Genomic DNA, 21,310 nt, shown 5'->3' with positions numbered 1-21,310 from the left:
GTCCCTGGTCCCCTTCGCCCGGTGAGGCGCTGTTACTTGACGACGGCGGCGGCGAGCTTGGAGAGCGGCTCGGCGAGCGCGTTGACGCCGTCCGACAGCTCCTTGCGCTGCTCCTTGCCGACCTTGTCGTAGGAGGTGAACACGTAGCTGTTCTGGTCCGCGCGGTACGTGTCGAGGAGCGTGTTCAGGGCGGCGAACTGCTTGTCGAGCTCGGCGACGAGCTTGGGGTCGTTCTTGGACGCGACCGGCTTGAGCAGCTCGAAGGACTTCTGGGCGCCTTCGACGTTGGCCTTGAAGTCGACGAGGTCGGTGTGGGAGTAACGCTCCTCCTCGCCGGTGACCTTGCCGGTGGCGACCTCGTCGAGGAGTTCCTTGGCGCCGTTGGCCATGGAGGTGGGGGTGATGTCGGCCTTGCCGACCCGCTTCACCCAGTCCGCGAGGTCCTTGTCGAGCTGGTCGGCGAGCTGCTTCTCGCGGGTGCCGATCTTCTTGTCCTGCCACAGCGCCCGCTCCAGACGGTGCCAGCCCGTCCAGTCCTTCTCCGGGTCCTGACCGGCCTCAAGGCCGTCCTCGCGGACGTCGACCTTGGGGTCGATGTCACCGAACGACTCGGCGACCGGCTCGGTGCGCTCCCAGCCGATCCGGGAGTCGGCGTACGCCTTCTTCGCCGCCTCGACGTCACCGGCGCGCACCGCGTCGGTGAAGGTCTTCACCTTCGGCAGCGTCTCGTCGGCCTGCGCCTGCACGTACTGGCGGTAGGAGGCGACCGCGGCGTCCATCTCCGGGGACCGCTTCGCGGCAGCCGCGCCGCCGGTCACGGTGAGCTTCTGCCGGATGCCGTCGCCCTTCATGCCGGGCTTGCAGGCGATCTCGTAGTCACCGGCCTTGATCTCGGCGGTCACGGTGGCCTTGGTGCCGGGGCCGATGTTCTCCCGCTCGGTCACGATCCGGTCGTCCGGGTACAGCACGTAGACCTCGGTGACCTTGCTGCCCCGGTTCTCCACGTTCAGCTTCAGATGACCGGCCGGGAAGTCCTTCTTCGACACCTCGCACGAGTCGTCCTTCGCGACGACCGTGATCCCGCCGTCCTCCCCCTTCGCATCGCTTTTCTGCGTGCAGCCCGTGACGGCGGCCAGGGTCGCCGCGGTCGCGGCGGCGGTGACGACGGAGAGACGGACGGCGGCGCGCATGCGGGCTCCACTCGGGGACGGGAGGGGACGGGGACGGGGTGAGGCGGACCTAACTTAACCGAGGCTTACCTCAGCCATACCCACCCGTCCAGTGATTCAGCTCTCAAGCCGCAGGGGCCGGACACGGTGGGGTCACAGAGGTTTCATGGCCGTTCCACGGCTTGGTCAAAGGGGGGTCAAGTGGGGGGAATTGTCCGTTTCGTGGAGGTGGGGGGTGCGCACCGGGAGCACCACCGGAACGCCCGTCCGCGGATGCGGGAACACCTCCACCGGCTGCCGGTACACCTCGCTCAGGACCGTGCCCTCAAGGACCTCGGCCGGGGCCCCGGCCACCGCGATCCGGCCGCCGTGCAGCACCGCGACCCGGTCCGCGTGCGCGGCGGCGAGCCCCAGGTCGTGCAGGACCACGACCACGGCCGCGCCCGCCGCCGCCCGCTCCCGGCAGATCCGCAGCACCAGTTCCTGGTGCCGCAGGTCGAGCGCGGCGGTCGGCTCGTCGAGCAGCAGCAGGCCGGTCCGCTGGGCGAGCACCCGGGCCAGCGCGACCCGGGCCTTCTCGCCGCCGGACAGCGCCGAGAACGGCCGCCCGGCGAACCCGGCCGTCTCGGTCGCGGCCAGCGCCTCGGCGACCGCCGTGTCGTCCTCGTCCGCCCGCTCGGTCCCGGCCCACGGCGCCCGGCCCATCCGGACCACCTCGGCGACCGGGAACGGGAACGACAGCTCGGCCGCCTGCGGCAGCACCGCCCGCCGCAGCGCGAGTTCACCGGCCGACCAGGCCCCGGCGGACCGGCCGCCGATTCTGACCTCGCCGCCGCTCGGCGCCAGATCCGCCGCGAGCGCCGCGAGCAGCGTCGACTTCCCGGCCCCGTTGGGCCCGACGAGTGCGAGGACCTCCCCGGCCCGTACGTCGATCCCGACCCCGTCCAGGACGGTACGGCGCCCGAGCGCGACCCGCAGCCCGACCGCCTCGGCGACCGGCTCGCCCGGCGCGACCGGCCCGGGCAGCGCCCGCGTCCGGCGGAAGCCGCCGCCGATGCCCTTGCTGCGGCTCATGCCCAACCACCTTGCTTGCGACGGGTCCTGCGCAGCAGCCAGAAGAAGAACGGGCTGCCGACCAGGGCGGTGAGGACGCCCAGCGGGAGTTCCGCGGGGGCGGCCAGGGTACGGGCGGCGAGATCGCCCGCGGTCAGCGCGACCGCGCCGCCGAGCGCGCTGCCCGGGACCAGGAAGCGGTGCCCTGGCCCGTTCGCCATCCGCAGCACGTGCGGTACGACCAGGCCGACGAACGTGACGATGCCGGAGACCGCGACGGCCGCCGCCGTGAGCAGCGCCACCAGCACGATCAGCGCGACCCGCAACCGCTCGACGTCCACCCCCAGGTGACGGGCCGGGCGCTCGCCGAGCGCGAGCAGGTCGAGCCGGCGCGCGTACAGCGGCGCGACGAGCAGCCCGAGCAGCGCGCACGGCAGCACCGCCAGCACCTTCGCCCAAGTGGCCTGGGCCAGCGAGCCGAGCTGCCAGAAGGTGATCTGGCTGATCTGCGCGTTGTCCGCGAAGAACAGGAAGAGGCCGATCAGCGCGCCCGAGAAGGCGGTCAGCGCGATACCGGTGAGGATCAGGGTGGTGACCTCGGTGCGCCCGCCGGAGCGGGACATCGCGTACACCAGGGTCACGGTGGCGAGGCCGCCCGCGAAGGCGCACACGGTCACCGTCCAGTTGCCCGCGAAGGAGGCCCCGAGCACGATCGCGCCGACGGCGCCGACCGCCGCGCCGGACGAGACGCCGATGACGCCCGGTTCGGCGAGCGGATTGCCGAACACGCCCTGCATCAGGGCGCCCGCGCAGCCCAGCGAGGCGCCGACCAGGACGGCGAGGACGACCCGGGGGAAGCGGATGTGCCACAGCACCCGCTCCGCCGTGCGGTCCAGCTCGTGCCCGCCGAGGCCGACGCGGTGCTGGACGGAGCCGATGACGTCGCCGAGCGGGATCTCGTACGCGCCGAGTCCGGCCGACAGCAGGGCGAGCAGGAGCAGCGCGGCGAGCAGCCCGCCGGTGAGGGCGGCGGTCCTGCCCCGGCGCCGCCCGGTGGCGGCGGGGGGCGCGGCCGGGTCGGGCGTGGACGGGGTCTCCGGCGCCGGTACGGGCGGGGTTCCCGGCGCCGGTACGGGCGCGGGTCCGGGCACGGGGGCGCCGGGGGTGGTGTCCTGGACGGCCGTCACTTGGCCGCCCCCTTCCCGTACAGCTGGCCGATCAGCGAGGTGAGCACCTGGTCGGTGCGCGGGCCGTAGTTGAGCAGCACGCCGTCGTCGACGCTGACCACCCGGCGGTCGAGTCCGGCCGGGGTCTCGGCGACGCCGGGGAGCTTCACCAGGCCGTCGACGCCGCCGACGGATTCGAGGCCCTTGCGCATCACCAGGATCGCGTCGGGCGCGGCCTTCACCAGGGCTTCGCTGGTGAGCGGGGTGAAGTCCTTGGTCAGGCCGGACTCCTTGCCCGCGTCGACCGCGCCCGCCGCCTCCAGGAGCGAGCCGGCCCCGGACTCGGCGCCGCCGAGGAGGTAGACGGCCGCCGAGCCCCGTACGTACAGGAACGCGACCCGGGGCTTCTTCTGCTCGCGCGGGACGTCGGCGCGCACGGCGGCGATCCGGGTGTCGGTGCGCTTCTTGAGGGCGGTGCCCGCGTCCGGCAGACCGAGCGCGCCGGCCACCGCGTCGATCCTGCGGGGCACGTCGGCGAGGCTCTTGGCGGGGGCGACCACGACCAGCGGGACGCCCGCGTCGCGGAGCTGCTCGATCGCCTCGGCCGGTCCCGTGGTGGCCTCGGCGAGGACCAGGGTGGGGTGCAGCGACAGGACGCTCTCGGCGGAGACGTCGTGGGCGCGGGTCACCACCGGGAGCTTCGCGGCCTGTTCGAAGGTGGCGGTGATGTCCCGGGCGACCACCTGGCGGCCGAGGCCGAGGGTGAAGACCAGCTCGGAGAGCGAGCCGCTGAGCGGCACGATCCGTTCGGTGGAGGTGACGGTCACCTCGCGGCCGTCCGCCGACCTGACGGTGGCGGGCAGCTTCGGGGCGCCCGCCCCGGTGGCGGCGGCGAGCGGTTCGACCCGGTCGGGGGCGGTCGCGGCGCCGGTGGTCCCGGCTGTGCCGGCCTTTCCGGCGGGGGCGGGCGCGGTGCCTCCGGCACCGCAGCCGGTCGCCGTGAGGGCGAGGGCGAGCGCTGTCGTGAGCGTCGCCACGAGGCGTGCTGTCCGCACCGGACACCGTCCTTGCGTCGAGGGAGCGTTGAGGGAGAGGTGGATCGAGGCGGCCGTGAACGGAGGGTTCCGAGCGAGGCCAGGGATAGCTTAGGTTAGCCTTACCTGACCTTCCAGCCCCTGAAGGGGGTCTCATGCTGCCCTTGTCCTCCCGAGCGGGACGCGTCCGCGTCGTCCCGGCCGGCGTGCTCGTCGCGCTGGTCGCGGCGCTCCTCGCCGTCCTCCTCCCGGCCGCCCCGGCGCGGGCCGAGGACCGCGCGGTGCAGGGCGGACGGCTCGACTGGGGCATCAAGTCCTCCTTCCTCAGCTATGTCACCGGGCCCATCGCCCAAGGCAGTTGGGGGCTCACCGGCGGGGCCGCCACGGTCGGCTCGGGCCAGTTCCGGTTCCACTCCGCACGCGGCTCCTACGACCCGGCGACCGGCGCCTTCGAGGCCGCCTTCTCCGGCGGGGTCCGTTTCACCGGCCACAAGAAGGCGGACGGCAGCAATGAGCTCGACCTCGCCGTCAGCAGTCCCCGGATCCGGATCAGCGGCGGCCGCGGCACCCTGTACGCGGACATGACCAGCAAGGCCAAGGGCAGCGGCGTCCTGTCCCGGCGCTCCGGCGTGCCGCTCGCCCGTCTCGACGTGTCCGGCGTGGACATGCGCGGCGGCGGCAGCCCGGTGGTCCTCAGCGGCGTCCCCGCCACCCTCACCGCCCAGGGCGCGTCCGCGTTCTCCGGCTACTACCCGGCCGGCACCCGGCTCGACCCGCTCAGCCTGAGCGTCGACGTCCGCGCGGCGAAGCGGCCGACCGCGAGCGCGACCCCCGGCACCCCCTCGAAGAGCCCCGGCGGGGCCGCCGCGACCGGCGGCCTCACCGACGCCGCCGTGGACTGGGGCGTCCGGCGCACCTTCCGCGAGTACGTCACCGGGGCCATCGCCCAGGGCCGTTGGACGCTTGCCGACGGCGCCCAGGACGGCGGCGCGCTGTTCCGCTTCCCGAAGGGCACCGGCACCTACGACCCGGCGAAGCAGACGCTCGACGCGGCCTTCGCGGGCAGCGTCCGCTTCACCGGCGACCGTCTCGACCTCACCCTCGGCAAGGTGACGGTGAAGGTCGAGAACGGCCGCGGCACCCTCGCCGCCGACGTCACCAGCACCGGGGCGGCCGGGCGGACCACCGGGCGGACCGCCGGGCGGACCACCGAGAAGGCCGTCCCGCTCATCACCTTCACCGTGCCCGGACTCGCCCCGAAGAACGGCCTCGCCGTCGTCACCGAGGCCCCCGCGACCCTCACCGAGGGCGGCGCCAAGGCGTTCGGCGGCATGTACAAGGCGGGCACCGCGATGGACCCGGTCTCGCTCGCCGTCGCCGTCGACCGGACGGCACAACTGCCGCCGCTGCCGGACCTCGGCAGCGACCCGAAGCCGAGCGCCCCGGCCACCACGCCCGCCCCGGCGGCCACCCCGGGCCAGGACTCCGGCGGGACCACCGCCGTGGCCGCCGAGAAGGCCGCGAACTCCGGCCCGACCACGGCGACCTGGATCGCGATCGGCGCGGGCGTGCTGCTCGCCGCCGCGATCGCCTTCGCCGCCGCGCGCAGGCGCCGCCCCGGGACCGAGGCCGGAACCGAGGCCGAGCCCCGGACCGAGGCCGAGACCGGAACCGAGGCCGAGACCGCCCCGGACGCGGGCACCTCCCGCCCCGGCACGGACTCCCCCTCCTGACCGCTTTCCGACCGCTTCACCCGCAGCACCGGCTTCGCAGCCCGTAACCCCCGTAAGCCCGCAACCCCCGTGACCCCCGTACGAGGAGACCTTTCGTCATGGCCACCCCCCTGCGCCGCCCCCTCGCCCTCGCCGCCGCCGTCGCGACCGTCGCGGCCCTCGGCGCCGGCGCGCTCGCGCTGCCCGCCGTCGCCGCCGAGCAGGCCGCCCCGCCGATGCCGCTGAAGGACGGCACGCTCGACTGGGGCATCAAGCAGTCCTTCCGCGACTACCTGGCGATGCCGTTCGCCCACGGCAAGACCACCCTCTCCGGTGGCGCCAAGCAGGCCGCGAACCACGGCGTCTTCACCTTCGTCGAGGGCACCGGCACGTACGACATGGGCAGCCACGCCACCGCCAACTCCTTCAAGGGCGGCATCCGCTTCGAGGCCCACGAGGGCGCGCTCGACATCCGCATCTCGGACGTCAAGCTCTCCACCCAGGGCACGGCCGCGCCGACCGGCGCGATCACCGCGGACGTCGTCACCAAGGAGAAGGACGGCAGCGTCAGCACCCGCAACGACATCGACCTCGCCGTCCTCGACATGAGCGCCGTCCGGCCGGGCCAGGGCGCGGGTGGCGCGATGGTCTTCAAGGACATACCGGCGAAGCTGACGAAGGCCGGGTCCGACGCGTTCGCGGGCTTCTACAAGGAGGGCGTCGCCCTCGACCCGGCGACCCTCACCGTGACGGCGGGCGGCGGCAAGCCCACCCCGACGCCCACCCCGACCCCGACCCCGACCCCCACCCCGACGAAGACCACCACCCCGCCGCCGAGCCCCAAGCCGACGCCCACCGCCACGAAGACGACCACGCCCACCAAGCCCACGGCCCAGCCCACCGGGCAGCCGACCAAGGCCCCGGCCGGTGTCTTCGACGGCCGCCTCTCCTGGGGTGTGAAGGCGTCCTGGCGGACGTACGTGGCCGAGACCTGCGGCGGCACCGTCGCCCCCGGCGGCGGCGCCAAGGCCGGCGGCGGCGCGTACACCTTCCCGTACCGCACGGCCGATGTCGCCGCCGGCGCCCGCAAGGCCGACGCCGCCTTCGGCGGCACGCTGAAGTTCAGCTGCGCCGCCCACGGCATCGACTGGACCATCGGCGACGTGAAGGTGAAGGCGAACGGCACCAAGGGCACCCTGGTCGCGGACGTCACCACCGCCAAGGGCACCACGAACGACGTGGTCTTCGCCGACCTCGACCTGACGAAGGCCGACTGGACCGCGAAGAACGGCGTCGTCACCCTCTCCGCGCTCCCGGCGAAGCTGACCACCGCGGGTGCCGCCACCTTCGCGGGCCCCGGCGGCCAGGCGTTCTACAAGCCCGGCACCGCCATCGACCCGGTCACCGTCAGCTTCACCGTCGACAAGAACGCCGGGCTCCCGGCCGCCGCGCCCGGCGCCGAGGGCCAGGCCGGTGGCGCGGGCACCGTCGGCGGCACCGGCAGCGGGGCCGAGCTCGCCAGCACCGGCGCCGACACCCCGGCCGGACCGCTGCTCGCCGCCGCGGCCCTCGCCGCCGCCGCGGGCGCCGGCGTGATCATCGCCGTTCGCCGCCGCGGCGAGCGCATCGGCGCCTGACCGACGGCGGGCCCCCGCCGCACCCCCGAACCGCCACCCCCCAACAGGCAGGGCCGCACCGGATCCACCGGTGCGGCCCTGCCGCCGTGCGACGGATGGTTCAATTCCGCCATGAACACGACCCCGACCCCGACCCCGATGAGCCCGGTTCCGGCGCACCCGGCCCCGGCGGGCACGGAGATCGACGTCCTGCGGGTGTTCTGCGCGGGCGACGGCCGCTTCGGGAACGCGCTCGGCGTCGTACGGGACGGCAGCACCCACCCCGACGAGGCGGCCCGCCAGGCGCTCGCCAAGGAACTCGGCTTCAGCGAGACCGTGTTCGTGGACGACCCGGAGCGCGGTGTCGTCGACATCTACACCCCCGGCACCCGGCTGCCGTTCGCCGGACACCCGCTGGTCGGCGCCGCCTGGCTGCTCGACCTCGAAGTGGTGTGCCCGCCCGCGGGCGAGGTGTGGGTGCGCGACGACGGCGAGTTCACCTGGATCGAGGCCCGCGCGGAATGGGCGCCGCCGCGCACCCTCAGGCGCTGCGCCACGGCCGCCGAGGTCGAGGCCCTCACGGTCCCCGAGCCGGGGGAGTGGATCTACGCCTGGGCGTGGGAGGACGAGGCCGCGGGCCGGATCAGGGCGCGCGGCTTCCCCGGCCGCGGCGACGGCGTCGACGAGGACGAGGCGACCGGCGCGGCGGCCCTGCTGCTCACCGCCGAACTCGGCCGGGCGCTCAACATCACCCAGGGCCGGGGCTCCCAACTGCTCACCGCGCCGGGCCCGGACGGCATCGTGGAACTCGGCGGCCGGGTCCGCCTGGAGCGCACCCTGACCGTCTGACGCGACGGCGTCCGGCAGGGCGGCGGGAACGGCAGGGCGGGAACGCCGGAGCGGCGCCCGGGCCGTGCCCAGGCGCCGCTCCGGCCGTACGTGTGTCCCGCTCAGGCGGCGTTGACCGGCGGGAACTCGCCCGCCAGCTCACGGAACACCGCCCCGTTGAAGTCGAAGGCGCGCTTGCACTCGTCGATGATCCGCTGCTTCTCCAGGTCGTCCGCGTTCACCGCGTCGAGCAGCTCCCGGTAACCCCGCTTGAACGCGGCCGGGTTGGTGATCGCGTCGAAGACGTAGAACCGGACGCCGTCGCCCTTGCGGTCGAAGCCCCAGGTGCGCTCCGCCTTGTCGCGGATGATCTGACCGCCCGACAGGTCGCCCAGGTAGCGCGTGTAGTGGTGGGCCACATAGCCGGCCGGCCACTCCCGGGCGCACTCGGCGACCCGCGCCGCGTACGCCTCGGTGGCGGGCAGGGCGGTGGCCGTGGCGCGCCAGTCGGGCCCGCGCAGATGCGCCAGGTCCTGCTCCAGGGCGGCCGTGCGGAACAGCTCGGTCTGTATGAAGGGACCGGCGACCGGGTCGTCGCGCAGCGCCTCGGCACCGTCCTCCAGGGCCCGGTACACGAACCAGAGCTGCTCCGTGTAGCGCGCGTAGGCGTCGACGGCCAGCCGGCCGCCGAGGAGGTCGCTCATGAACGTCGACGTCTCGGCCTCCGTGTGCTGTTCGTGCGACGCGGTGCGGATGAGTGTCGAGAAGGGGGTGTCCAAGGCGAGCCTCCGGGACCGTTGGGGTCGGGAACCAGTACGATCCTGCCAAGTTAGGCTTGCCTAAGTCAACTGGTTCCCGACTGCCTGTCGGTAAAAAGGTACCCCTCGAACGGCTCAGGGCAACGTAAGGATGTCCGCCCCGTTCTCGGTGACCACCAGGGTGTGCTCGAACTGTGCCGTCCGCTTGCGGTCCTTGGTGACCACGGTCCAGCCGTCCTCCCACATGTCGTACTCATGGGTGCCGAGGGTCAGCATCGGCTCGATCGTGAAGGTCATGCCCGCCTGCATCACCGTGGTGTGGTGCTCGGAGTCGTAGTGCGGAATGATCAGGCCGGAATGGAACGACGAGTTGATCCCGTGCCCGGTGAAGTCCCGGACCACGCCATAGCCGAAGCGCTTGGCGTACGACTCGATGACCCGGCCGATCACATTGACCTGGCGGCCCGGCCGGACCGCCTTGATCGCGCGGTTCAGCGACTCCCGGGTGCGCTCGACGAGCAGCCGCGACTCCTCGTCCACGTCGCCGCAGAGGTAGGTGGCGTTGTTGTCGCCGTGGACGCCGCCGATGTACGCGGTGACGTCCAGGTTCACGATGTCGCCGTCCCGCAGCACCGTGGAGTCGGGGATGCCGTGACAGATGACCTCGTTGACGGACGCGCACAGCGACTTCGGGAAGCCGCGGTAGCCGAGGGTGGACGGGTAGGCGCCGTGGTCGCACATGTACTCGTGGGCGACCCGGTCCAGCTCGTCGGTGGTCACCCCCGGCGCGATGTGCTTGGCGGCCTCCTCCATCGCCTGCGCGGCGATGCGGCCGGCGATCCGCATCCGCTCGACGGTGTCGGCGTCCTGCACCTCCGGGCCGGAGTACGGGGTGGGAGCGGGCTTTCCGACGTATTCGGGACGACGGATCGAACCCGGGACGGAACGGTGGGGGGACAGCTCCCCCGGAACGAGAAGCGACTGGCCAGACATGTCAGCGAGTCTAACGACCGCGTCTGGGGCAGCATGGTGACGGAGGAAGGAGCCTTCGATGGCCCTGTTCAAGAAGCGCACGGTGGGCAAGCCGGGCGAGTGGTACTACTGCCTGGAGCACCACAAGGTCGAGGAGGGCCCCGACTGCCCGGCGAAGAACCGGTTCGGCCCCTACGCCTCGCCCGAGGAGGCCGCCCGCGCCATGGAGACGGCCCGCGACCGGAACCTGGAATGGGACACCGACCCGCGCTGGCACGAGAAGTCCGGCGCGCAGGCCGCCGACGGTGACGAGGGCGAGGACGGCGACGGCGACGGCGGCCGCCGCACCGACTGACCGGTCCCGCGCCGCCCGGCCCGCGCCCGCGCCGCCCGGCCCGGGCACGGGCCGGGCGGCTACACCAGGCTGGCCGCCGCCCGCTCCTGCTGGGCCTTGCGGGCCAGCGCGTCCGGGTCGGTGTCCGCGTGGTAGGCGAGCAGCTTCGGCAGCGCCAGGCACAGCAGCCCCACCGACGCCACGCACGCCACACCGCCCGACCAGACGGCCGCCCGGGTGCCGGTCCAGCCCGCCATCGCGCCCGACCGGACCTGGCCGAGCTGCGGGCCGACGCTGTACGACAGCACCTCGATGCCCGCGAGCCGGCCGCGCAGCTCCTCCGGGATGGTCTGGTTCCAGATGGTGGAGCGGCCGAGGCCGCTCAGCATGTCGCCCGCGCCCGCGAACGCCAGGCACAGCAGCACCGCCCACACATTGCCGAACCAGCCCGCCGCCGCGATCGACGCGCCCCACCCGGCCGCGCCGACCGCGACCAGGATCCCGTGCCGCCGCACCTTGGACGTCCAGCCGCTGGTCAGGCTCAGCGCCAGCGAGCCCACCGAACCGGCCGCGTACATCAGGCCGAGCGACCACTCCGCGTCCAGGTCGTCGGCGAGGAACGGGAAGATCGCGTTGGGGAAGGCGAAGAACATCGCGGCCATGTCGATCGCGTAGGTGCCGAGCAGCACCGGACGCGACCAGGCGTAGCGGGCGCCCTCCACGATCCCGCGCAGCGACGGCTTCTCGGCGTCCTGCGCGGGCGGCGCGGGGGAGAGCCGGCGGGACAGCAGCACCGAGACCAGATATCCGGCCAGGGTCACCGCATAGGCGGCGGCGCTGCCCGCGTACGCGACCACCACTCCGGCGAGCGACGGGCCCGCGATGGAGCCGATCTGCGAGCGCAGCGCGTTCAGCGCGGCGGCCGCCGTCTGCTGCCCGTGCGGCACGATCCGCGACAGCATCGAGTCGAGCGCGGGCCGCTGCAGCCCGGTGAGCGCCGAGACGCCCGCCGCGACGATGTACAGCGGCCACAGCATCGGGCTCGGGAGCAGCGCGTTGACCAGCAGGATCACCGCGAGCAGGCCGAGGCCCGCCTCGGTCGCCATGATCACCTTGCGCCGGTCGACGGCGTCGGCGAGCGCCCCGCCGTACAGCCCGAAGACGATCAGCGGGACCAGCTCCACCACACCCATCGCGCCGACCGCGAGCGGCGAGCCGGTCAGCTCCTTGATCTGGAGCGGGAGCGCGACGAGCGCCATGAAGGCGGCGAAGACGGTGACCACCCCCTGCACCCACAGCAGCCGGAAGTCGGCGGAGGAGCGCCAGGGCGAGAGGTCGGGGAGGAGACGAGCGAGGTGTTTCACGAGGGCCCATGGTCGGTGTGACGTTTTTGCAGGGCAACCGATTTACCGGTCCGGAAGAGTGCCGATCGCCCGTGCGGGTCACCTTACGATGGCCCCCGCGCTCACCAGCGGGCCGGTGGCGGCGCCGTGAGCTGGTCGGCGAGCCGGGAGAGCCGGTCCCGGAACCGGAGCCGGCCGCGCGGCGCGGGCGGCAGACAGTTCTCCCCGGTCGCCGCGCTCACCAGGTGCTGCACGGTGTCCAGGTCCACCCCGGCGTCCGCGGGCACCGTCAGGGTCTCGTGCGCGAGCCCGAGCAGTTCGCTGTCGCCGCCGTCCAGGGACAGCACCGTCGCCCCGGCCCGCCGGGCGTCGTGGACCCGCTCCAGGAGCCCCTCGTCCGGCCGCGACGGCGCCACCATCAGCAGCGTCGCGCCCCGCCCCGCCGTCTCGATCCGGCCGAGCCCGACCGCCAGGTGCGCCGGGTCGCCGCCCCGCACCCGGTGCCGTACCAGCGTCGGCGCCAGCTCCGGGCGGCCCGACCAGGCGGCCTCGTCGACCAGGTGCGCGGCCAGGTGCCACGGCTCGTACACCGCGGTGCCGACCAGCAGCAGCCCGCCGCCGTGCGACTCCACCGAGCCGCGCAGCGAGCCCGCGAACCGGCGGGCGGCGGCGGGCCACTCGGTCCCGGCGAGCACTTCGCGCAGCAGCGCGACTCGTACGGCGTCCATGCCCCGCATGGTGCCCGACCGGCCCGCCGCGCGCGGGCGTTCGAGCCGGTCTCACCCGGACGGGGGCCGGTGCCACGAGCGGCCAGTAATGTCGGGGCCATGACTTCCTCCAGCACCGCAACGCCCGCGCCCAAGGACCCCTGGGACCTGCCCGACGTCTCCGGCCTCGTCGTCGGCGTCCTCGGCGGCACCGGCGACCAGGGCCGCGGCCTCGCCTACCGGCTCGCCAAGGCCGGCCAGAAGGTGATCATCGGCTCCCGGGCCGCCGACCGCGCGCAGGCCGTCGCCGACGAGATCGGCCTCGGCGTCGAGGGCGCCGACAACGCGGAGTGCGCCCGCCGCAGCGACATCGTGATCGTCGCCGTGCCGTGGGACGGCCACGCCAAGACCCTGGAGTCGCTGCGCGCCGAACTCGCGGGCAAGCTCGTCGTGGACTGCGTGAACCCGCTCGGCTTCGACAAGAAGGGCGCCTACGCGCTCAAGCCGGCGGAGGGCTCGGCCGCCGAGCAGGCCGCCGCGCTGCTGCCCGACTCCCGGGTCACGGCCGCCTTCCACCACCTGTCGGCGGTGCTGCTCCAGGACGCCTCGATCGACGAGATCGACACCGATGTGATGGTGCTCGGCGAGCTGCGCGCGGACGTGGAGATCGTCCAGGCGCTCGCGGGCCGCATCCCCGGCATGCGCGGCGTCTTCGCCGGGCGGCTGCGCAACGCCCACCAGGTCGAGTCCCTGGTCGCCAACCTGATCTCGGTGAACCGCCGCTACAAGGCCCACGCGGGCCTGCGCGTCACCGACGTCTGAGCGGACCGCTGAGCGGACGTCCGAGCCGGTACCGGCGCGCGGGCGGGCATGGGGGACACTGGACGGGCACCACCCGCCGTACCCGGACAGGAGCCGTCCCCATGCCCCGCCTCGCCCTCTACGCCCTGGTCGTCTGCGCGCTCGCCGTCGCCGCGGCCGTCGTCTCCTTCGTCCAGGGCAGCCTGCTCGGCATCGTGTGGGTGCTGCTCGCGGGGCTCTCCTCGAACATGGCGTGGTTCTACCTCAAGCGCGCCCGGATGGACCGGGCGCAGCAGGGCTGAGCCCCCCGGCCGCCTTCCCGGCTAGCCGATCTTGCAGATCTCCGGCTGCTCCTGCCAGAACCGGAACAGCTCCGAACCGCAGTAGCGGGACAGCTCCGGCACCCCGAGCGCCCGCATCAGCGCGTCGATCGCGTCGAAGAAGGCCCCGTTGACCGCCGGGATGAAGAGCAGCGCGATGACGACGAAGAAGCCGTACGGCGCGTAGGGCTCGATCTGCCGCTTGACGTTGTACGACAGCCAGGGCTCGACCACCCCGTAGCCGTCCAGGCCCGGCACCGGCAGCAGGTTCAGGAGCGCGGCGGTCACCTGGAGGAACGCCAGGAACGCGAGCGCGTACTGGAAGCCCGTCGGCACCCCGTCGAGCGCGTCAAGCCAGAACGGCGCGGTGCAGGCGACGGCGAACAGCACGTTGGCCAGCGGCCCCGCCGCCGAGATCACGCTGTGCTTCCAGCGTCCGCGCACCAGACCGCGGTCGATGTAGACCGCGCCACCGGGCAGACCGATGCCGCCCATGATCACGAACAGCACCGGCAGCACGATGCTGAGCACGGCGTGGGTGTACGCGAGCGGGTTCAGGGTCAGATAGCCGCGCGCCCCGACCGTGATGTCGCCGCCGTGCAGCGCGGTGCGGGCGTGCGCGTACTCGTGCAGACACAGCGAGACGATCCACGCCGAGGTCACGAAGAGGAAGATCGCCAGCCCGGGCAGGGCGGCGAAGTCCGTCCACACGGCCCAGCCGGTGACGGCCATGACCGCGAGGATCGCCAGGAAGACGGGGCTGATCCGCCGTTCGTCGTGGCGATGGGTGGTCGTGGTCATGAAGGGTCTCCCGAGAGGCTGTGGCCTGGTGTGCCCGGGCAACGTACCGGGCACCCGGCCGGGTTCCACAGCCGGGTCGCGGCCGCGGGGCGGGTGCCGGACCGCGCCCGGGTTCCGGGGCGGCGTGGGGAACGGGCCCGCGGCACGGAGAATAGGGGGGTGCGTTACTCGGTCCTCGGGTCCACCCGGGCTCACACGACAGCAGACACGGCAGCGGACCCGACGGCGGGGACGGACGGCCCCGCCGCCCCCGCCGCCCCCGGCGAACCCTCGGGACCTTCCGGCGACCCCTCCGGCGACCGCTCCGGCGACCCCTCGGGCACGGACGTGGCGGTCGGCGGGCCGCGGGTCCGCGCGCTGCTCACCGTGCTCGCGCTGCGCGCCGGACGGCCGGTGCCGGTCGCGGTGCTCGTCGACGAGGTGTGGGGCGCCGAACCCCCGGCCGACGCGGTCGCCGCGCTCCAGGCGCTCGTCGGACGGCTGCGCCGGGCCCTCGGCCACGAGCGGGTGGCGTCCACCGACGGCGGCTACCGGCTGGTCGCCGAGCCCGACGACGTCGACGCGCACCGCTTCACCCGGCTCGCCGCCGAGGGCGTACGGGAACTCGACGCCGGGCGGCCGGGCCCGGCCGCCGCGCTGCTCGACGAGGCGCTCGCGCTGTGGAAGGGCCCGGCGCTCGCCGACCTCCCCGACCGCGCCGCCGAGGCCCCCCGCTGGGAGGCCCGCCGTCTCGACGCCCGCAGGGCCCGGCTGACCGCCGCGCTCGCCCTCGGCGAGGCGGCCGCCGCGCTGCCCGAACTGGCGGCGCTCTGCGCGGCCCACCCGCTCGACGAACCGCTCCAGGCGCTCCGCATCCGCGCCCTGCGCGACACCGGCCGCCCCTCGGAGGCGCTCGCCGCCTACGAGGAGGTACGGCGCGCCCTCGCCGACCGGCTCGGCGCCGACCCGGCGCCGGAACTGCGCGCCCTGCACGGGGAGTTGCTGACCGGGGCGGACGGCGGCGGTACGGCCTCCGGCGCGGCTTCCGGTACGCCCTCCGGTACGCATCAGGGCCCCGGCCCCGGCCCCGGCCGCGCGCCGGACACCGCGCCCGCCCCCACGCCCGCCCCCGCCCCCGGCAACCTCCGGGCCCGGCTCACCAGCTTCGTCGGCCGCGAGGCGGACATCGCCGCCCTCCAGGGCGATCTGCGCACCGGCCGGCTCGTCACCCTCCTCGGGCCCGGCGGCGCGGGCAAGACCCGGCTCTCCCAGGAGGCCGCCGAGCGGCTCGGCGCGGGCGGCGCCTGGCCGGACGGGATCTGGCTGGTCGAGCTCGCCCCGGTCACCGACCCGGAGGCCGTCACCGAGGCCGTGCTCGGCGGGGTCGGCGCCCGCGAGACCGTGCTGCGCGGCGCGGGCGCCGAGGAACTCCGGTTCGGCGAGGACCGGGTCGGCCGGCTGGTCGAGCACTGCGCCGACCGCCGGATGCTGGTCCTCCTCGACAACTGCGAACACCTGGTGGGCGCCGCCGCCTCGCTCGTCGAGGTGCTGCTCGCCCGCTGCCCCGGCGTCACCGTGCTCGCCACCAGCCGCGAACCGCTCGGCGTGCCCGGCGAGGTGCTGCGCCCGGTCGGCCCGCTGCCCCGGCCGACCGCGCTGCGGCTGTTCGGCGAGCGCGGCGCGTCCGCCCGTACCGGCTTCAGGGTGGACGCGGACCCCGAGAGCGCCGCGGCCGCCGCCGAGATCGTGCGCCGCCTCGACGGTCTGCCGCTCGCCATCGAACTGGCCGCCGCCCGGCTGCGGATGCTCACCCCGCGCCAGATCGCCGACCGCCTCGACGACCGCTTCCGCCTGCTCACCTCCGGCTCCCGGACCGTCCTGCCGCGCCAGCAGACCCTGCGCGCGGTCGTCGACTGGTCCTGGGACCTCCTGGAGGAACCCGAACGCGCGGTGCTCCGCCGCCTGTCCGTGTTCACCGGCGGCTGCGACCTGGAGGCCGCAGAGGCGGTCTGCGCGGACGGCGGCGGCGACGGTGCCCGCGGCGAACTGGACGGCCTGGACGTGCTGGACGCGCTCGGCTCCCTCGTCGACAAGTCGCTCGTCGTCGCCACCCCGGCCGACACCGGGATGCGCTACCGCCTCCTGGAGACCGTCGCCGAGTACGCCGCCGAACGCCTCGACGAGACCGCCGCGCCCGGCGACCGGGCCGCGACCGAGCGCCGCCACCTCGTCCACTACCGCGAGTTCGCCCGGCGCACCGACCCCGAGCTGCGCACCGGCCGCCAGGTCGCCGCCATGGCCCGGTTCGACGCCGAGTACGGCAATGTGCGCACCGCGCTGCGCCGGGCCGTCGCCGCGAAGGACGAGGACGAGGCGCTGCTGCTCGTCCACGCGCTGCTCTGGTACTGGAACATGCGGGACCTGCGGGCCGACGCGCTGTACTGGGCGGAGGCGACCGCCGCCCTCGGCCCCGACCCGTTCGGGCCGCCCGCCGCCCCCGTCGTCCCGCTGTACGAGCCGGTGACGGCCGCGCCGCCGCCGCTGTCCGACGAGCACCGGTGGGAGGCGCGGCGCGGGGTGCGGCTGGTCGAGCTGATGAACATGGACCACGAGACGGGCCGCTGGACCAGCCCGGAAGGGCTGGAACGGCTGCGGCGGATCACCGCCGTCTATCCCACCGGGCTGCCGCAGACCTGCCGGCTGCCCGGCACCTTCGCGGCGTTCGCGGTGCTGCTGCTCGGCGAGCCGGGCCGGATGCGGGAGTCGCTCGACGCCAACGTCGAGGCGTGCCGCCGGTACGGCTACGAGTGGGAGCTGGCCAACGCCCTCCAGATGCGCGCCAATCTGCTCGCCAACCGGGCCGACCTCGCCGATGTGGCGGGCGCCGACGCCGAGGAGAGCCTGGAGATCTTCGTACGGCTCGGGGACGCCTGGGGCGCGGCCGAGGCGCTGGCCTCGCGCGGCGAGGCGAGGGAGCGGCGCCTGGAGTTCGAGGGCGCGGCCGAGGACTTCGCCGCCGCCATCGAGTACGCGCGGCGGATCGGCGCCCAGTCGCAGATGGCGCTGCTGCGGGCCCGGTACGCGGACATGCTGGTGGAGACGGGGCAGCGGGAGGAGGCGGAGCGGATCCTGCGGGAGGTCCTGGAGGGCGCGCACAGCCGGGGCCACGAGCCGCTGCTCGCCGCCCGGATATTCCTGGCGCTGCTGCTCGGCCGCGAGGGCCGCACGGCGGAGGCCAGGGAGCATCTGATGTGGCTGCGGGGCGAGTTCACCTCGGAGACCTTCTCCCTCTTCGAGGGTTTCACGCTGGGCATCCTGGCCTGGGTGGACACCCTGGAGCACCGCTACGGTCCGGCGCTCGCGCTGTGCCGTGAGGCGTACGGGCGCTCGCTCGGCAAGCTGTCGATGATGGTGGCGCCGCAGATGCCGGTGGTCCATCTGATCAGCGCCGCCTGGGCCCTGGCCGGGCTCGCCGGGGAGGCCGCGGGGACCGGGGAGGCCGCCGGGGACGCGCGGCGCGCCGCGCTCGCCCGTACCGCCGCGACGCTGCTCGGCACCTACCGGGCGCTGCGCCCGGCCGGTTATCTGCCGCCGCCGATGGAGGTGGAGAACCTGGCCGAGGCCACCCGGCTGACCAGGGCGGCCGTGGGTGACGACGCCGTCTTCGAGGCGGCGTACGCCGAGGGCGGCGGCCTCTCCCTTGAGGAGGCCGCCGCCCTGCTCGAACGCGCCGACGCGATCTGAGGCGCGCCGAGCCCTGTCCCCCCGCGTCGGCGGTCAGGTCTTCTTGCGGAACTTGTTCACCGCGAGCGGCGCGGTGATCACGGTGATGCCGACCGCCCAGGCGAGCGTCATCCACACCGAGTGGGCCAGCGGGCCGCCGTTGATCAGCGAGCGGGCCGCGTCCGCCAGGTTGGACAGCGGGTTGTACTTGGTGAAGGACTGCAGCCAGCCGGGCATGGTGGTCGGCGCGGCGAAGATCGACGAGCCGAACTGCAGCGGCATCAGGACCAGCATCGCCATGCCCTGGACGGCCTGCGGCGTCTTCATGGTGAGGCCGAGCAGGATGAAGATCCACATCAGCGAGGCGCCGAAGACCATGGAGAGGCCGACCGCCGCGAGCAGGCTGAGCACCGAGGTGTGGACGGTCAGGCCGAGCAGGAAGCCCATGCCGAGCAGGATGGCGGTGGCGATCAGCATCCGGCCGATCTCGACGACGATCTTCGCGATGAGGACCGAGGAACGGGCGATCGGCATGGTCCGGAACCGGTCCATGACGCCCTTCTTGAAGTCGTCGTTGATGCCGGTGCCGACACCCATCGCGATGTTCATGCCCATCATCGCCATCAGGCCGGGCACCAGGTAGTTCACGTACACGGCCTGGTTGCCCTTGCCGGCCATGGCGCCGCCGAACACGTACACGAAGAGCAGCACGAAGATGATCGGCATGAGCACGGCGTCGAACATCGACTCCGGGTCCTGCTTGATCTGCAGCGCGTTGCGCCGGGCGAGCGCGCCGATGTGGCGGAGGTTGGCGCGCAGGCCGATCCGGCCGTCGGCGCGGCCCGCCGGGGCCGTCGGGGACGTCGGGCCGGAGCCCGGCCCCTTGGCGTCGACGGGGGACTGGGGGAGGGTGGTGGTGCTCACGCGGCGACCTCCTGCTTGATCGCGTCGGAACGCTCGGCGTCGGCGGTCTTCTCGCCGGTGATGGCGAGGAACACCTCGTCGAGGCTGGGCAGATGGGTGCCGATGTGGGCTATGCCGAAGCCGCGGGCGCCGAACAGGCCGACCACGGCGGTCAGCTGCTCGTCGCTGAGGATCGGCACGTACAGCAGGCCCTCGTCGGGGACGACGGTCGAGCCGGAGACCCCGTCGAGACCGGTCTCGCGCAGCGCCGCCGCCATCGCGGTGAGGTCGGCGGGGTCGACCGGGCGGACCTGGAGGGTGCGGCCGCCGACGCGCGCCTTGAGCTCGTCGACACCGCCGCTGGCGATGACCCGGCCGCGGTCGATGACCGTCAGCTCGCTGGCGAGCTGCTCGGCCTCCTCCATGTACTGGGTGGTGAGCAGCACGGTCGCGCCCTCGGCGACCATCCGCTGCACCTCGTCCCAGACCTCGTTGCGGGTGCGCGGGTCGAGACCGGTGGTGGGCTCGTCCAGGTAGAGGACGGCGGGGCGGCCGATCATGGAGGCGGCCAGGTCGAGCCGCCGCCGCATGCCGCCGGAGTAGTTCATCGCCGGGCGCTTGGCGGCCTCGGTGAGCGAGAACCGCTCCAGGAGCTCGTCGGCGCGGGTGCGGGCGTCCTTGCGGGAGAGGTCGAGCAGCCGCCCGATCATGTAGAGGTTCTCCCAGCCGGACAGCTTCTCGTCGACCGAGGCGTACTGGCCGGTGAGGCCGATGGTGCGGCGCAGCTGGCGGGGCTGGCGCACCACGTCGTAGCCCGCGACGACGGCGGTGCCGGCGTCGGGGACGATCAGGGTGGACAGGCAGCGGACGAGGGTGGTCTTGCCGGCGCCGTTGGGGCCGAGGACGCCGAGGACGGTGCCCTCGCGCACGTCCAGGTCGATCCCGTCGACCGCCTTCGTCTCGCCGAAATGCTTCACGAGGCCCCGGACCTCGACGGCGTTGGTGTGTGATCGCGTCATGTCCACCATGGAACACGGTGCCACCGACAACGCACCGACAGGCGGCCGACAGAGCCGCCTACAGCGGGCGACAGCCCGCCGGCGAGGTGTCGGCGGGCTGTCGGGGGTGGTGCGGGTGGTGCGGATGGCGCGGACCCGTGGGTCAGTGGAAGGTGTGCTCCTCGGCGGGGAACGCCCCGCCGGTGACGTCCTCGGCGAAGGCGCGCGCGGCGTCGCCGAGCGTCTCGCGGAGGTTGGCGTACTGCTTGGTGAAGCGGGGGACCTTGCCGCCGGTGAGACCGGCCATGTCCGTCCACACCAGGACCTGGGCGTCGGTGTCGGGACCGGCGCCGATGCCGATGGTGGGGATGTGCAGCGAGCGGGTCACCTCGGCGGCCAGTTCGGCCGGGACCAGCTCCAGGACCACCGCGAAGGCGCCCGCGTCCTGCGCCGCCTTGGCGTCGCTGAGCAGCTTGTGGGCGGCTTCGTCGGACCGGCCCTGCACCCGGTAGCCCATGGTGTTCACGGACTGCGGGGTCAGGCCCAGGTGGGACATGACCGGGATGCCGGCCTGGACCAGCAGCTCGGTCTGCGGCAGCGAGCGCTGACCGCCTTCCAGCTTGACCGCCCCGACGCCCGCCTCCTTGACCAGCCGGGTGGCGTTGCGCAGGGCCTGGACGGGCCCTTCCTGGTACGAGCCGAAGGGGAGGTCGCCGACGACCAGGGCACGGTGGGTGCCCCGTACGACGGCGGCGGAGAGCAGTGTCATCTCGTCCATCGTGACGGGCACGGTGGTGTCGTAGCCGAGATGGCAGTTGCCCATGGAGTCGCCGACGAGGACCACCGGGATGCCCGCCTCGTCGAAGACGGAGGCGGTCATGGCGTCGTAGGCGGTGAGCATGGGCCACTTCTCGCCGCGGACCTTGGCGGCGGCGATGTCGTGGACGGTGATGCGGCGGGTGCCCTTCCCCCCGTACAGCGCCTTGCTGCTGTCGGTGGGCGGTTTCTGGGCAGCCTGAAGCGTCATGGTGCACGGCTCCTTCTGTCATCTCGAGGCGCCCTGTGGCGTCCCCGGACCACATCCATGGTGGCA

Annotated in this window: 19 protein-coding genes; 7 read left to right on the top strand and 12 right to left on the bottom strand. The window is 74.0% G+C overall.

Translation table 11 applies throughout. From position 1 onward, the window contains the following. Positions 1-32: 32 nt before the first annotated feature. From efeO to ACIPXM_RS11530, 4 genes are all read right to left on the bottom strand, one after another. Positions 33-1,190 carry an iron uptake system protein EfeO gene (efeO, locus tag ACIPXM_RS11545; RefSeq protein WP_401654536.1) on the bottom strand — a complete coding sequence of 386 codons (1,158 nt, stop codon included), beginning with the start codon at positions 1,188-1,190 and terminating at the stop codon, positions 33-35. A 165-nt stretch (positions 1,191-1,355) separates the two neighbouring features. Continuing rightward, entirely contained in the window at positions 1,356-2,243 is an 888-nt protein-coding gene (locus ACIPXM_RS11540) for a heme ABC transporter ATP-binding protein (RefSeq protein WP_401654534.1), read from the bottom strand. Next, positions 2,240-3,373: a FecCD family ABC transporter permease gene (locus tag ACIPXM_RS11535; protein ID WP_401654805.1), complete on the bottom strand. Its 1,134-nt coding sequence runs from the start codon at positions 3,371-3,373 to the stop codon at positions 2,240-2,242. The genes ACIPXM_RS11540 and ACIPXM_RS11535 overlap by 4 nt, the downstream gene beginning before the upstream one ends. 32 nt (positions 3,374-3,405) lie before the next feature. Then, the gene (locus ACIPXM_RS11530; RefSeq protein ID WP_401654532.1) at positions 3,406-4,443 is read right to left on the bottom strand and encodes a hemin ABC transporter substrate-binding protein; all 1,038 of its coding nucleotides are present in this window, start codon (positions 4,441-4,443) and stop codon (positions 3,406-3,408) included. 134 nt (positions 4,444-4,577) lie between these two features. On the opposite strand from ACIPXM_RS11530, the gene ACIPXM_RS11525 reads away from it, so the two are divergent. From ACIPXM_RS11525 to ACIPXM_RS11515, 3 genes are all read left to right on the top strand, one after another. Then, complete coding sequence (locus tag ACIPXM_RS11525) at positions 4,578-6,155, top strand: HtaA domain-containing protein (protein ID WP_401654530.1); 1,578 nt, start codon at positions 4,578-4,580, stop codon at positions 6,153-6,155. Positions 6,156-6,253: 98 nt separating this feature from the next. Then, positions 6,254-7,771: an HtaA domain-containing protein gene (locus ACIPXM_RS11520; protein WP_401654528.1), complete on the top strand. Its 1,518-nt coding sequence runs from the start codon at positions 6,254-6,256 to the stop codon at positions 7,769-7,771. A 138-nt stretch (positions 7,772-7,909) separates the two neighbouring features. Beyond that, positions 7,910-8,599 carry a PhzF family phenazine biosynthesis protein gene (locus ACIPXM_RS11515; RefSeq protein ID WP_401654803.1) on the top strand — a complete coding sequence of 230 codons (690 nt, stop codon included), beginning with the start codon at positions 7,910-7,912 and terminating at the stop codon, positions 8,597-8,599. A gap of 101 nt (positions 8,600-8,700) precedes the next feature. On the opposite strand, the gene ACIPXM_RS11510 is transcribed toward ACIPXM_RS11515, so the two are convergent. Then, a complete protein-coding gene (locus ACIPXM_RS11510) occupies positions 8,701-9,357 on the bottom strand; it encodes a heme oxygenase (biliverdin-producing) (protein WP_401654526.1) in 657 nt (218 codons plus the stop codon). A 114-nt stretch (positions 9,358-9,471) separates the two neighbouring features. After that, the gene (map, locus tag ACIPXM_RS11505) at positions 9,472-10,329 is read right to left on the bottom strand and encodes a type I methionyl aminopeptidase (protein ID WP_401654524.1); all 858 of its coding nucleotides are present in this window, start codon (positions 10,327-10,329) and stop codon (positions 9,472-9,474) included. 58 nt (positions 10,330-10,387) lie between these two features. Between map and ACIPXM_RS11500 the strand changes: the two genes are divergently transcribed. Beyond that, positions 10,388-10,663: a hypothetical protein gene (locus tag ACIPXM_RS11500; RefSeq protein WP_401654522.1), complete on the top strand. Its 276-nt coding sequence runs from the start codon at positions 10,388-10,390 to the stop codon at positions 10,661-10,663. Between the two features lie 59 nt (positions 10,664-10,722). Here the strand turns inward: ACIPXM_RS11500 and ACIPXM_RS11495 are convergent, their stop codons facing one another. Continuing rightward, positions 10,723-12,006: an MFS transporter gene (locus tag ACIPXM_RS11495; protein ID WP_401654520.1), complete on the bottom strand. Its 1,284-nt coding sequence runs from the start codon at positions 12,004-12,006 to the stop codon at positions 10,723-10,725. 101 nt (positions 12,007-12,107) lie between these two features. Further along, on the bottom strand, positions 12,108-12,713 hold the full coding sequence (locus ACIPXM_RS11490; RefSeq protein WP_401654517.1) for a hypothetical protein: 606 nt from the start codon (positions 12,711-12,713) through the stop codon (positions 12,108-12,110). Between the two features lie 99 nt (positions 12,714-12,812). Here ACIPXM_RS11490 and npdG point away from each other — a divergent pair, with 99 nt between their 5' ends. Both npdG and ACIPXM_RS11480 read left to right on the top strand, forming a co-directional pair. Continuing rightward, entirely contained in the window at positions 12,813-13,514 is a 702-nt protein-coding gene (gene npdG / locus ACIPXM_RS11485; RefSeq protein WP_401654515.1) for an NADPH-dependent F420 reductase, read from the top strand. A 101-nt stretch (positions 13,515-13,615) separates the two neighbouring features. Further along, positions 13,616-13,795: a hypothetical protein gene (locus ACIPXM_RS11480; RefSeq protein WP_401654513.1), complete on the top strand. Its 180-nt coding sequence runs from the start codon at positions 13,616-13,618 to the stop codon at positions 13,793-13,795. Between the two features lie 21 nt (positions 13,796-13,816). Here the strand turns inward: ACIPXM_RS11480 and ACIPXM_RS11475 are convergent, their stop codons facing one another. Beyond that, complete coding sequence (locus ACIPXM_RS11475) at positions 13,817-14,614, bottom strand: site-2 protease family protein (protein WP_401654511.1); 798 nt, start codon at positions 14,612-14,614, stop codon at positions 13,817-13,819. A gap of 327 nt (positions 14,615-14,941) precedes the next feature. On the opposite strand from ACIPXM_RS11475, the gene ACIPXM_RS11470 reads away from it, so the two are divergent. Then, entirely contained in the window at positions 14,942-18,337 is a 3,396-nt protein-coding gene (locus ACIPXM_RS11470; protein WP_401654802.1) for an AfsR/SARP family transcriptional regulator, read from the top strand. Between the two features lie 33 nt (positions 18,338-18,370). On the opposite strand, the gene ACIPXM_RS11465 is transcribed toward ACIPXM_RS11470, so the two are convergent. The 3 genes from ACIPXM_RS11465 to panB all read right to left on the bottom strand — a co-directional run bounded on the left by ACIPXM_RS11465 (position 18,371) and on the right by panB (position 21,244). Continuing rightward, positions 18,371-19,240: an ABC transporter permease gene (locus ACIPXM_RS11465; RefSeq protein WP_401654509.1), complete on the bottom strand. Its 870-nt coding sequence runs from the start codon at positions 19,238-19,240 to the stop codon at positions 18,371-18,373. Then, entirely contained in the window at positions 19,237-20,247 is a 1,011-nt protein-coding gene (locus tag ACIPXM_RS11460; protein WP_401654507.1) for an ATP-binding cassette domain-containing protein, read from the bottom strand. The genes ACIPXM_RS11465 and ACIPXM_RS11460 overlap by 4 nt, the downstream gene beginning before the upstream one ends. Positions 20,248-20,380: 133 nt before the next feature. Next, positions 20,381-21,244: a 3-methyl-2-oxobutanoate hydroxymethyltransferase gene (gene panB, locus ACIPXM_RS11455; protein WP_401654505.1), complete on the bottom strand. Its 864-nt coding sequence runs from the start codon at positions 21,242-21,244 to the stop codon at positions 20,381-20,383. Positions 21,245-21,310: the final 66 nt, after the last annotated feature.

This window comes from Streptomyces sp. NPDC090025, from assembly GCF_044748125.1.
In the GTDB taxonomy this organism is placed as follows: Bacteria; Actinomycetota; Actinomycetes; order Streptomycetales; family Streptomycetaceae; genus Streptomyces.
This window is presented reverse-complemented; position numbering and strand designations above follow the sequence as displayed.